Consider the following 12,483-nt stretch of genomic DNA (forward strand, 5'->3'; position numbering starts at 1 on the left):
TCATTCACCAGTTTGCTGGCTGCGATAGGTCATCAGCCTCTGGATGCGGCTCTGAAAATTGATCGCCTCGATTTTGTCGAATCGGGCCTGATCCTCATCATGCAACTGTGTTTCCTGCGTGGTGACCGCGTTTGCCTTGTCCTGAAGCGTGTCACAATCCTTGGCGGAAGGCAGGGCAAGGATCGACTGTTCCATCCGCCGCGCATGTTCGCGCGCAATCTCCGCGTGCCGGTCCTCGTGGCGGCGGATATCCGCCGAGAGCGTATCCCAAATCATCGACAGTTGCCGGCTCGCATGCCGACGGTCGCGCCAGCGCGGCAGAATGATTTCGGTGTCGACCGTAATCCTGACGTCGGAGATATAGCAGCGGCCGTTCCGCTCTGCGTATGTTGCACTGCCGCCGAAGCGAACCTTGGTTGCGCCGGGATGGCGGCTGCTGGAGCCCATCGTAACCGGCCCGTGCGCATTCAATGACGCATCGAGCGCATCGGCGCTGTCGCCCTTGATATCGAAATAGGAGACGGATTTGCGGGCGACCACCTCCGCGTCGGCGCCGGTGGAAATGCCGCACAGAAGCAATAGGATAAGCGAGACACGGATCTGTCGGCGTGCAAACGGCATTCGTGCTGCTACCAGGTTGAACTTCGACGGAGCTTGCGGCATAGCCACTGCAAGCGCAATATCCGGCGCGAGGTTTTTTCATTTTCAATGGGATGGACGGATCGTGACAGAGCTTCGCAGCCATAGCTGGCATGTCGCGCATGGGCGCAGCCTCGATGTCGGCGAACGGAGCGCCATCATGGCGATCGTCAACGTGACGCCGGATTCTTTTTCCGACGGCGGACACTATGAGGCGGTCGACGCGGCGGTCGCACATGCGCTTGCCTGCGTGGAGGAAGGGGCAGCCATCATTGATATCGGCGGGGAATCGACCAAGCCGGATGTCGAGGCAGTCAGCGCCACCGAGGAGCAAGGGCGCGTTCTGCCGGTCATCGAAGCGCTGCGCGGCAAGACGGATGCGCTGATCTCCATCGATACCTATCGTGCCGATACCGCAAGACTGGCGATCAGTGCCGGCGCGCACATCGTCAACGATGTCTTCGGCCTGCAGCGCGAGCCGGAAATTGCAACGCTGGCGGCGCAGACGGGCGCCGGGCTTTGCATCATGCATACCGGTCGCGAACGGACAAAGCTTCCTGACGTCATCGACGACCAGGTGCTGTTTCTCAGCCGATCGCTCGATATCGCAGCAGCGGCCGGCGTGAACAGGCAGAGTATCGTTCTCGATCCCGGCTTCGGTTTCGCCAAGGATGTCGAGGAAAATCTGGAGCTGATGGCGCGCTTCACGGCACTGCTCCGCTTCGAACTGCCTTTGATGACCGGCACCTCGCGCAAACGATTCGTGGGCGCCGTTACCGGACGGGAAGCGCCGGATCGGGATGTGGGGACCGCTGCGACCAGTGCTATATTGCGTTTGCAAGGTGCGGCAATTTTTCGGGTACACAATGTCGCAATCAACAGGGATGCCCTGGCGGTTGCCGATGCTATCCTCAAGACACGGGCGAAATTAGGCGGCAGGACGCCATGAGCGATATGATCTACACCATCACCCTTCAGAACTGCGCCTTCTTCGCCCGCCATGGCGTGCACGACGAAGAAGAATTTCTTGGCCAGCGTTTTTTCGTCGATGCCGAGCTCGATGTCGATGCCGGTGAGGCATTGGCGCAGGATTCGATCGAGGACACCGTCAATTACGGCATTGCCTTCAGCGTTATCGAAGAGATCGTCACGGGGCGCCGTCGCTATCTGATCGAGGCGCTGGCTCTCGATGTCGCGAAGGAATTGTCCCGGCGCTTTCCGAGCGTGCGGAGGGCGAAGATCACGGTGCGCAAACCCAATGCGCCGGTTCCCGGCGTTCTCGATTATGTGCAGGTGAGCGTTGAGCATTTTGCCTGAAGTCGGACTGACGCGCGCCACTCTCGGTCTTGGCGGCAACCTCGACAATCCCGTTCGAGCCATGGCGCGCGCGTTGCGCATGCTCGATGCGCGGGCGGACTGCCGCGTCGCTGCGGTTTCCCGCCTTTACCGCACGCCTCCCTGGGGAAAAACGGACCAATCCTTCTTCTACAATTCCTGTGCAGCGGTCGATACGACACTGTCGCCGGAGGTGCTGCTCGATGTTTGCCTTGGTATCGAGCGTGACATGAAGCGGGTGCGTATCGAACGCTGGGGGCCGCGGACGATCGATATCGACATCCTGACCTACGGTAATATCGTTCGGGTCGAACCGCTATTGACGATCCCGCATCCGCGCATGACCGAGCGCGGCTTCGTGCTGATGCCGCTTGCGGATTTTGGGGCCGATCTCTTGATCAGCGGACGCAAGGTGGCGGATTGGCTGGGCGAAGCGGATGTGCAGGGAATAGAAGTGGCGGACGAAAACCGCGATTGGTGGAAAACGGCGTAACGCCCGTGCCATCTCATGTGCCAAGGCATATCCAGTCAGCGCTCAAAAAATAAACGCCTCCGACCTGAATTTCAGGCGGAGGCGTCATTTGCTGTTAGTGCATAAGCGTTACTGGATTGACCCAACAGCCATCTGATCGAGATCAGCGGCCCGCTGCAGCGTCACACCGATGACAGGCACCATCTGATCATTGACCTTGACGGAAATCGTTACATTCATTGTCTTGTTGTCCGCGACGCGGGCAATCATGGCACCGTTGAGCTTCTGGCGATTGAGACCAAGGACCACGGTGCCGTCGTTGACCGTGCCCGAGGTAACATCCAGGCCCTTGCCGGCCGCGCCGTCCAGGAATTTGCCGCTATAGCTGCCACCGCTCTGGGTGATTTCCGCCGTCATCGGCTGCTGGAAGACGCCGACGCGGCAGGTTCCGTCGAGCTTGACGCCGGCGCTGTTGCCGCTGAGCGGCTGCCCGGTCAGATTGCAGGTGAATTTCGTGCCTTTGTACTTGCCGGCGACGATCTCGCCTGGGCCTCGCCATGAGCCGGCGACGGACTGAAAGAAGGCCTTGTCACGGGATGCCGCATCGGCGGACTGCACCCAGGCACCTGCAGAGAGAGCCGCGGCGGCAAGGCCGCAAACAAGAAGAAACTGGCGCGAAAACATGGACATTCCCTAACGAAGAGGAACTGGAAACTGGTTTCCACTTTTGCCTCAGAATGGTTAATGCTTGGTTTCTTATGGAGGCAAAAGGCGCTTTCGCAGGCGTTTGCAGCATTCAGCGGCCGGTGATGTTGGGCGCCAGATCTCCGGCGAAATCGCCGATTCCCGGCCGTTTCAACGCCTTGAACGACAGTGGCCGGCAGAGATCCATCGCAGCGATGCCGATGCGCGCCGTCATCATGCCATTGACGACGCCTTCGCCCAGCCGGGCCGAGAGTTTCGAGGCCAAACCGTGGCCGATTAGCTGCTGTACGACGCTGTCACCCACGGCAATGGAGCCGGTAACTGCAAGGTGAGCGAGCACGTCGCGCATCAGCCGGATCATGCCGAGCGTGCCGGGCCTGCCGCCGTAAAGCTCCGCCATGGCGCGCACCAGCTTGGCCGATTCATAGAGCACGTAGAGAATGTCGACCAGCGCACGGGGGCTAACGGCCGTGACGACCGAAACTCGTTTGGAGGCGCCGAGAATCAGTGCGCGGGCGCGTCGATCAAGCGGACCGAGCAGTTCCCGTTCGGCAAGGTCGATCAATTGCGGCGCGTCGATGATATCGTTTTCTGCCGCTTTTAAGGTCGCGCGGCCCTTCGCCGTTTCCGGATTGGCCTCTAAAAGCGTGCAGAGGCGTTGGACGAGTGCCTTTGCGCGCGCGGGGCGCGTCTCAACGATAGCGGCTTCGGCCTCCGCTTTGATCGTCTGCACCGCCGCAAGTCGCATCATGCCGGCGGTCTCGCGAATGACGATGGCGAGGACGGCGAGAATGCCGACGCCGAGCACCGCGAGGGCGGTATAACCCAACCAGTCGGCGCGACTGAAGAGATCGCGAATCAACTGGTCGGTCCACAGACCGAAGGCGAGAGACACGAGAATGCCGAAGGCGCCGGCGGCAATTTTGCCGAAGGAAAAACCGCGGCGGCGCGGCTTGGCTACTGCGATATCAACATCGGAGGCGGTAAGAGCAGGGTTGAGGAAAGGATCTTCCTCATCCGGCGTCAGGACGACTTCCGTATCGAAACTCTGTGGCTTGCGGCGCGGCGGCTCCGCAACTGTTTTAGTAGCCGAATCGTCCTTCGACATTTCCGGCTCGACTGAAAAGGCAGCGGGACGGCGCGAAAGGCCTTTGGGATCGTCTGCGGTCGGCTTCGTCATGCGAGGCGATCTCCGAACAGGAACTGCATGGCGCGGTCGAGGCGGATGTGCGGCACGGAGAGTTTGATGCCGGCGCCGGTCTCGTCCAGTTCCGGCGGGCGGAAGCGGACGACGCTCACCTCGGGCAGATGGACATTTGTCGCACCGGGTTCAAACGCATCGAACAGCCATTGCGGATTTTCCGGAAGGTCACCCGGGAAGACCGCCGTTTTGCGACTGCCGTCGAAGGTCTCGCCGCCGATCGCCTCGCGATCCATCGGCGTGCCGACGATAACAGGAAGCGTTTGACCGTCGCGTTTGACCGTCGCTTCGCGCGTGGCGCGGACAGACGCGATTGCCATGACCTCGATGCCGGCCCCGGCCATGCCGATCCGTTCGATGGCGCGTTCCACCAGGCGGCGTGTCAGCGCCTCCAGCCGATCGTGACTTTCGTGATGAAGATGATCGGCCTTGGTAGCGGCAACCAGAACGCGGTCGATGCGGCGGCCAAGCAGGGAGGAGAAGAAGGAATTGGCGCCGGGGCGGAAGCAGGCAAGCACATCCGTCAGCGCGCGTTCCAGATCCTGAACCGCTTCCGGGCCACGATTGATGGCCTGCAATGCGTCGACAAGAACGATCTGCCGGTCGAGGCGGGCGAAGTGCTCGCGGAAGAAGGGTTTCACTACGACGGACTTATAGGCCTCGTAGCGGCGCTCCATCATTGCCCAGAGCGACCCCTTCTGCGCTTTGCCTTCGGGCGGAGGCACCAGCGGCGCGAAGGTCAGGGCCGGCGAACCGTCGAGGTCACCCGGCAACAGGAAACGGCCGGGCGGCAACGTCGACAACGAACGTTCGTCGGATTTGCAGGCTTTGAGATAGGCAGAGAAAGCGGTGGCGAGTTCGCGCGCAATCATCTCGTCAGCGGAAGCTGAAGCATCGGTCGACTGCGTCATCGCCAGCCAGGCACGCGACAGCTCCGCCCGAATGCCGGTTTTCGCGAGCGTCAGCGTCTCCTCGCTGAAGGCGCGGAAATCCTTGCCGAGCAATGGCAGGTCGAGCAGCCACTCGCCGGGATAGTCGACGATGTCGATGGAAAGGCGGCCGGGCGAAAATAGTCGGTTCCAGCCGCTGGCGCTCTGATAATCCAGCGTGATCCGCAGTTCCGAGATGGCGCGCGTCGAATCCGGCCAGATGCGTTCCTTCACCAGTGCGCGGATGTGATCCTCATATTGAAAGCGCGGGACTGCATCGTCCGGCTGCGGCTCAAGGCGAACGGCGGAGACCCGGCCGGATTGCACCGCCTCGAACAGCGGCAGGCGACCGCCGTTCAGCAGATTGTGCACCAGGGAGGAAATGAAAACGGTCTTGCCGGAACGGGAAAGGCCGGTGACGCCGAGTCTTATTGTCGGATTGACGAGGCCAGTCGTGCGGTCGACGAGATTGTCGAATGCGATCAGGGCGTCGTCTGTGAAGGAGGTCAGGCTTGGCGGCAAGGCGGGATCCCAGAATGACAGCGTGATCGTCAATATAGGAAGCAATAGGAGGCCCGAAAAGAGACCGCGCTTTGCGGATCAGGGCCGCAAAATCATTGCTCCACCTGATATTTTTCTGCCGAACCTATTTTTTGACGAAATCCGTGAGGACCCAGCCCGACGGCGTCGAGTCGACAACGGCGAGTCCGGCGGTCGGAAAGCCTTTGGGAATCGCGGAGACCAAGGCGTGATGGCCAATCAGTGCTTCCAGCGTACTTTCAATGATCGGGTTATGGCCGACCAACATGACGGAGTCCTCGGTCACCTGCGATGAGATGATTTCGAGATAGATGTCTGTTGTGGCGTCATATAGCGCGTCGACGTAACGGAACTTGGTAGAGGGGCTCATGGCGTGGCGAATAGCGTCGGCGGTTTGGCGGCATCGCAAAGCTGTCGAGGAGATGACGAGTTCCGGCTTGTAGCCTTTGTCGACGGCTTTTTTGGCGACAATTTCAGCGGCGGCATAGCCATCACTGCTAAGCGCGCGGTCGAAATCCTTCTGACCAGGTGTTGGCCGCAGAGCCTTGGCATGACGCAACAGGTAAATCCGGGACGGTGGAGGCGTGATGCGGGTCATAGCGGAATTCCCGTGCTCGATTTGCCTTTGACGTACCGCCTGATCCTATATGCCGTCAACTGCGGGGCGAACGGCAATACGGAGGGGTTGGCGGTCATTCACGCGAAGGTTATGGTTCTATCACATTTACGTCATCGCGAATATATAATGGAAAAATAAACCTTTAGCCAACTTTTATGACAAATTTAAAAATCCGTTTACCACGTCTATTTGGCTTGAATCGTTACTACCGGTTGGGCTATACAGCGCGCCATATGAGATGTTCTTCAGGAGAATCGCGTTGAGTGAGAAGATCGATCTTAGCAATTATGTGCCCTCGGAAGACGAGGAGTTCATGAATCTGAATCAGCGAGCTTATTTTCGAGCGAAGTTAGTCGCCTGGAAAAATGATATCCTAAGAGAAGCGCGCGAAACCCTCGACCATTTGGCCGAAGAAAGCGCAAACCATCCCGATCTTGCTGACCGGGCTTCTTCCGAAACTGACAGAGCCATCGAACTTCGGGCTCGCGACCGTCAGCGTAAGCTTATCTCAAAAATCGACGCCGCGTTGCAGCGTATCGAAGACGGGACCTACGGTTACTGCGAGGAAACCGGCGAACCGATCGGTCTCAAGCGTCTGGACGCCCGCCCGATCGCGACCCTGTCGATCGAAGCACAGGAACGTCACGAGCGCCGCGAGAAGGTTTATCGCGACGAATAGGTTTCAGACCACTCCGATTGGAACGCAAAATTAAGGCACGGCAGAGATATCCGCCGTGCCTTTTTCATGCCACCAGAACGCCCGTCGGCGCCTCACTTGTCGCGGTTGACGCTCATTTCGCCGAAAATACGTGCGACCTCTTTCTGAAGCGCACTATCCGCGCCGGTCATCGGCGGGAGTTCCGGATCGCGGCGCTGCGCCGGGGCGGCGACTGGCTGCTGTATCTGCCGTTGTGGCGGCACATTCGGTATGATCCGTTCCGCCGTGAGATTATTAGACATTTCCGCTTCCAAAATGCTCTGGAAATCGGCGCCGGGTTCGCGCACCGGCGGCGGTGCCACCACTGGCGCCGCCGAAGCAACGGTAGGAGCCATCGGCTGGAGGACGGGCTGCGGCGCGGCTGCAGCGACACGCGCCGGCTGCTGCTGTGGCAATACGTGCTGACGAGCTGCATCGAGAATATTGGCTACTTCCGCTTCGCCAAGCATCGCCGCCGACTGTGGCATGTGCTGCTGCGGTGTTACGGGAGGTTGCGGGCGTTCGATTGCCGGTGCGGCACGAAGAGGAGCCGGTTCTACGGCAGGGCTGGGTTCCGGCGGCATATAGGCTTCGACTGAAGCTCTCTGTGGGATCGGCTGTTCCGAAGCTGCCGCCGGTGCATGATCGAGGCGCGGCGCTTCCTGCGCCGGTTCCAGCCGGCGTTCGTAGGCCAGCGGCGTTCCGACCGGGGTCGGTGCCGGCATGCCCGCCTTGGCGGCATCGGAAATCCCTGACTCGATGACGATATCGGTCGGGCCGCCGATCATGATAAGGTGCTCGATGCCATCGCGGCGTACCAGCACGAGGCGGCGGCGGGCGTCGACGGCGGCGGCGTCAAGCACCTGCAGGCGAGGCTGGCGGTTCTTGCCGCCGCGCACGAAAGGCGAGGGAGCGCGGTTTCGGAAGATCCAGAGGATGCAGATCAATAGGAGAAGGGCAATGCCGACCCCACCGGCTGCGAGGAAGAAGCGACTGCCATAGGCCCCGGCGATTTCGTCCCACATTTCGAGATACTCCGTAATTATCCCCGATGTCGCAGCCTTGCCGCAAAAACGACCGGCCCAACGTCTTCACCTTTGTATCGATATGAGGCGATCATATGGACAGGTCCGCTCTGGAAACAAGATAGATCGTTCTTTGTCCAGCGCTCTTCCTTGTGAATACAGGCCTTTCTAGCCCCGCAAAGCTTTTTGCTGATGCCGCAAATTGCTAAAGAAGATTCGAAAGGTCCGAATCCGCGATCCGTCAAGTGCCTGACGGGAGAAGGAAGAGGGCGGAGACGAGGGGTTTATGACGAAGCAGCGTCAGTCCGACGAGTATAGCGTGCCGCTGGTGGATCGCGGGGTTCGTTCGGGCACCGTGCTGCGCATCATTCTGCTCGCCCTAGTGCTGGTGGCCGCCGCCGCCGCTTTTGTTATCTTCAAGGACCAGCTCGACAACGAAACCGTGCTTGGCGGGCTCGGCATTCTCGCCATGGTCGGCATTTTCTTTCTCGTCTCGTCGATTATCGGCTTCGTCGAGGTCATGCCGCAGACGCAGTCCGACAGCCTAGCGCGTTCATTCCTGAACAGCCATCCGGATGGCACGCTGATCACCGACGAAAAGGGCCGCATCATCTATGCCAACGGCGCTTATGGTCAGTTGACTGGCGCGGCCAAGGCGACCGAGGTGCAGTCGCTGGAAACGCTGCTGTCGCGTAATCGCGAATCCAATGAAGCGCTCTATCGTCTTGCCAATGGGTTGCGCGAGGGCAAGGAGGGTTCGGAAGAGTTCCGGCTCCTGAAGCCGCTCGGCCCCGGGGAAGGCAATGGTAACGGCGCGCATTGGTATCGCTTGAAAGCGCGTGTGCTGCCGCCGGAGCAGGGGCGCGGCAAGGCGCTGCATATCTGGCAGATCACCGACATCACGTCTGAGCGGGACGATCAGGAACGCTTCTTCAAGGAACTGCAGAACGCCATCGACTATCTCGATCACGCGCCGGCAGGCTTCTTTTCGGCCGGCCGCAAGGGCGAGATTTTCTATCTGAACGCGACGCTTGCCGAATGGCTGGGCTTCGATCTGACCAAATTCACGCCGGGTTCGATGACCATCGGCGATCTCGTGGCCGGCGAGGGCCTGACGCTGATCCAGTCCGTCCAGGCCGAACCCGGCCTCAAAAAGACGGTGACGCTCGATCTCGACCTGCGCCGCGCCAACGGCCAGAGCCTACCGGTGCAGATCGTTCACAGTGTCACGTCGATGCGCGACGGCGCCCCGGGTGAAAGCCGCACCATCGTGCTGACCCGGCAGAACGGCGGCGATAACGATCAATCCGCCTCCGTCGCGGCGATGCGCTTCAGCCGCTTCTTTAACAACACGCCGATGGCGATTGCCTCCGTGGATGGCGCGGGTCACATTCTGCGCACCAACGCACCTTTCCTGAAGCTCTTCTCCGATCTCGTTTCGCGCGACGATATCGAGCGTGGCGCCGCCCTCGAGAACATCGTCTATGAAGCTGACCGGCCGCGGCTGGAGCAGGCGCTTGCCGCCGCCAAGGACCGGCAGGGCGATATCCCGCCGATCGATTCGCGTAATCCGAAAGACGACACGCGGCATTTCCGCTTCTATATCAATGCCGTCATCGATCAGACCGACGAAGCGCCTGAAGAAGCGGCCATCGTTTATGCCGTCGAAGTGACCGAGCAGAAGGCGCTGGAAACGCAGATGGCGCAGACGCAGAAGCTGAATGCGGTCGGTACACTCGCCGGCGGCATCGCGCATGATTTCAACAATGTGCTGACGGCGATCCTGTTGTCATCGGACCATCTGCTGCTGCAGGCAAGGCCATCGGACGCGAGCTTCGCCGATCTCATGGAGATCAAGCGCAACGCCAACCGTGCGGCCGTACTGGTACGGCAGTTGCTGGCCTTCTCGCGCAAGCAGACGATGCGGCCGACGATCCTCAATCTGACGGATGTGATCGGCGATCTGCGCATGCTGGTGGACCGGCTGCTGTCTGGCACGCATGTCAAGCTGGATGTCGACTATGGCCGCGATCTCTGGCCGGTGAAGACCGACCTGTCACAGTTCGAGCAGGTGCTGATCAACCTCTGCGTCAATGCGCGCGACGCCATGCCGGGCGGCGGCACGCTGACGCTGCGCACCCGCAATTTGTCGGCAACGGAAGTGGCCGGCTTCAACTACGCCTATCTGCCGCATGAGGAAATGGTGTTGGTTGAGGTCAGCGACACCGGTACGGGCATTGCGCCCGATATCATGGACAAGATCTTCGAGCCATTCTTCACAACAAAGGAAGTGGGCAAAGGCACCGGACTTGGCCTTGCCATGGTCTACGGTATCATCAAGCAATCGGGCGGCTACATCCATCCGGAATCCGAAGTCGGCAAGGGTACGACCTTCCGCATCTTCCTGCCGCGCCACATCGTCGAAATCCCGACGGTGATCGAAGGTCAGGTGTCGGAGAGCCGCGACGTCTCGGCGATGGATCAAAGTGTCGCCGCCGTCGTCCCGCCGCCGGAAGAACCTGCCGATCTCACCGGCAAGTCGGCCGTCGTTCTGCTCGTCGAAGACGAGGAGGCGGTGCGTCGGGGTGGCAAGCGCATGCTCGAGACACGCGGCTATACCGTCTATGAGGCGGGGTCCGGCGTCGAAGCGCTCGACATCATGGATGAACTCGACGGCCAGGTGGATGTCGTCGTGTCCGACGTCGTCATGCCGGAGATGGACGGGCCGTCGCTGTTGCGCGAATTGCGTAAGAAATATCCCGACATGAAGTTCATCTTCGTGTCCGGCTATGCCGAAGATGCCTTTGCTCGCAATCTGCCGGCCGACGCCAAGTTCGGTTTCCTGCCGAAGCCATTCTCGCTGAAGCAGCTTGCCGTTGTCGTCAGGGAGACGTTGGATCGCTAGGTGAGGGAAGCTGTAGAAAGCGCTGTTTCGATGCGCTTTATCGTCTTGCTAACTAAGGCGCGCGCAAGATTTGAACGCTGGGGGGGGGCACAAGTCAGATGTTTCCCATTGCCATCTTTGCTCGATCCATGGCATCAAACCGACATGACCGATCTCGCGAACACCGGCCTCCGGATGTGGTGGCGCTCCTTCTAGGAGCGGCAGTCGTCATTTCTTGAAATCGACCCTTGCCGCCGTGATCCGGCAGGCATGGTCATTTCCCGGCACTCTCCCCGATCGCGGCGGCTCCTCTGTGGAGCAACCAAATGTCTTTACCTATCGACAATCGCCCGGTCATTCTCACGGGCGACCGGACCACGGGTCCTCTCCATCTCGGTCACTATGTCGGTTCTCTCAGGAACCGCGTGGCCCTCCAGCACACTCACCAGCAATTCCTGCTTCTGGCGGATATGCAGGCTCTGACCGACAACGCGCATGATCCGGAGAAGATTCGCCGTAACGTGCTGGAGGTTGTCTACGACTATCTTGCCGTCGGGATCGACCCGACCGAGACGACGTTTTGCCTGCAATCCGCGTTGCCGGCGTTGGCCGATCTGACGGTGCTCTATCTTAACTTCGTCGCCGTCGGGCGGCTGGAGCGCAACCCCACAATCAAGACAGAGATCCAGCTCCGCGGTTTTGAACGCGATATTCCGGCGGGGTTTCTTTGCTATCCCGTCGCTCAAGCGGCTGACATCACCGCCTTCAAGGCGACGATCGTCCCGGTAGGCGAAGATCAAGCCCCGTTGATCGAGCAAACCAACGAAATCGTGCGTCGCCTCAACCGGCAGGTTGGCCACGAAGTTCTTCTGGAAGCCGAGGCGATGATCCCGATCGTCGGTCGTCTGCCAGGCATCGATGGCAAAGCCAAAATGAGCAAGTCGCAAGGCAACGCTATCCCGCTATCCGCGTCGCCGGACGATATTCGGCAAGCCGTGCGACAGATGTACACCGATCCCGCCCATCTGCGCGCTGCTGATCCGGGAAAGGTCGAGGGCAATGTCGTCTTCACCTATCTCGATGCCTTTGCCGAGGATAGGGATTTCGCCGAGGAGCTGAAGGAGCATTATCGAAAGGGCGGCCTTGGCGACATGGTCGTGAAACGACGGCTTGAAGATATTCTGCAAGCTCTGCTCGCCCCGATCCGTGAGCGCCGTGCTCGCTATGCCGCTGATCCTGGCTACGCCCTGGGTGTGCTGCGACAGGGTACGCTCAGGGCAAGGGAGCGGACGGAAGCAACCCTTACGGAACTGCGCGCCGCTCTAGGTCTGTTCTCCTTGACCTAGGGTCGAGACGCAATCAGATCCACCAAATGATGATTGCGGCGATATAGCATGTTGCGGCGAAGTTTGTGGCGAGCTTGTCGTAGCGCGTAGC

Annotated in this window: 12 protein-coding genes; 6 read left to right on the top strand and 6 right to left on the bottom strand. The window is 60.2% G+C overall.

What is annotated here, in order from left to right; genetic code table 11:
* Positions 1–621 carry a DUF922 domain-containing Zn-dependent protease gene (locus tag GGD50_RS11270; protein ID WP_107108532.1) on the bottom strand — a complete coding sequence of 207 codons (621 nt, stop codon included), beginning with the start codon at positions 619–621 and terminating at the stop codon, positions 1–3.
* A 103-nt stretch (positions 622–724) separates the two neighbouring features.
* Between GGD50_RS11270 and folP the strand changes: the two genes are divergently transcribed.
* From folP to folK, 3 genes are read left to right on the top strand one after another with little or no spacing between them, the layout of a single operon-like run.
* Positions 725–1,588, top strand: a complete 864-nt coding sequence (folP, locus tag GGD50_RS11275) for a dihydropteroate synthase (protein ID WP_107108227.1) — start codon at positions 725–727, stop codon at positions 1,586–1,588.
* Between the two features lie 5 nt (positions 1,589–1,593).
* Positions 1,594–1,956 (top strand): dihydroneopterin aldolase, encoded by a 363-nt coding sequence (gene folB, locus GGD50_RS11280; RefSeq protein ID WP_107108531.1) that lies wholly within the window; start codon positions 1,594–1,596, stop codon positions 1,954–1,956.
* On the top strand, positions 1,949–2,467 hold the full coding sequence (gene folK, locus GGD50_RS11285; protein WP_107108226.1) for a 2-amino-4-hydroxy-6-hydroxymethyldihydropteridine diphosphokinase: 519 nt from the start codon (positions 1,949–1,951) through the stop codon (positions 2,465–2,467). The genes folB and folK overlap by 8 nt, the downstream gene beginning before the upstream one ends.
* Before the next feature lie 108 nt (positions 2,468–2,575).
* Here folK and GGD50_RS11290 read toward each other — a convergent pair whose 3' ends face one another.
* From GGD50_RS11290 to GGD50_RS11305, 4 genes are all read right to left on the bottom strand, one after another.
* Entirely contained in the window at positions 2,576–3,130 is a 555-nt protein-coding gene (locus GGD50_RS11290; protein WP_107108530.1) for a hypothetical protein, read from the bottom strand.
* A 112-nt stretch (positions 3,131–3,242) separates the two neighbouring features.
* A complete protein-coding gene (locus tag GGD50_RS11295) occupies positions 3,243–4,331 on the bottom strand; it encodes a YcjF family protein (protein WP_107108225.1) in 1,089 nt (362 codons plus the stop codon).
* Positions 4,328–5,803 carry a YcjX family GTP-binding protein gene (locus GGD50_RS11300; RefSeq protein ID WP_107108529.1) on the bottom strand — a complete coding sequence of 492 codons (1,476 nt, stop codon included), beginning with the start codon at positions 5,801–5,803 and terminating at the stop codon, positions 4,328–4,330. The genes GGD50_RS11295 and GGD50_RS11300 overlap by 4 nt, the downstream gene beginning before the upstream one ends.
* A 124-nt stretch (positions 5,804–5,927) precedes the next feature.
* Positions 5,928–6,419, bottom strand: coding sequence for a SixA phosphatase family protein (locus GGD50_RS11305; protein WP_107108224.1), 492 nt, complete (start codon positions 6,417–6,419; stop codon positions 5,928–5,930).
* A 280-nt stretch (positions 6,420–6,699) separates the two neighbouring features.
* Between GGD50_RS11305 and dksA the strand changes: the two genes are divergently transcribed.
* Positions 6,700–7,119, top strand: a complete 420-nt coding sequence (gene dksA, locus GGD50_RS11310) for an RNA polymerase-binding protein DksA (RefSeq protein WP_015340076.1) — start codon at positions 6,700–6,702, stop codon at positions 7,117–7,119.
* A 92-nt stretch (positions 7,120–7,211) separates the two neighbouring features.
* Here dksA and GGD50_RS11315 read toward each other — a convergent pair whose 3' ends face one another.
* Positions 7,212–8,162, bottom strand: a complete 951-nt coding sequence (locus GGD50_RS11315; RefSeq protein ID WP_107108223.1) for a flagellar biosynthetic protein FliO — start codon at positions 8,160–8,162, stop codon at positions 7,212–7,214.
* A gap of 286 nt (positions 8,163–8,448) precedes the next feature.
* Here GGD50_RS11315 and cckA point away from each other — a divergent pair, with 286 nt between their 5' ends.
* Both cckA and trpS read left to right on the top strand, forming a co-directional pair.
* Complete coding sequence (gene cckA / locus GGD50_RS11320) at positions 8,449–11,067, top strand: cell cycle histidine kinase CckA (RefSeq protein WP_107108222.1); 2,619 nt, start codon at positions 8,449–8,451, stop codon at positions 11,065–11,067.
* A 305-nt stretch (positions 11,068–11,372) separates the two neighbouring features.
* Positions 11,373–12,392 carry a tryptophan--tRNA ligase gene (gene trpS / locus GGD50_RS11325; RefSeq protein WP_107108221.1) on the top strand — a complete coding sequence of 340 codons (1,020 nt, stop codon included), beginning with the start codon at positions 11,373–11,375 and terminating at the stop codon, positions 12,390–12,392.
* Positions 12,393–12,483: the final 91 nt, after the last annotated feature.

The organism is Martinezella paranaensis (assembly GCF_014200235.1).
GTDB lineage: Bacteria > Pseudomonadota > Alphaproteobacteria > Rhizobiales > Rhizobiaceae > Rhizobium > Rhizobium paranaense.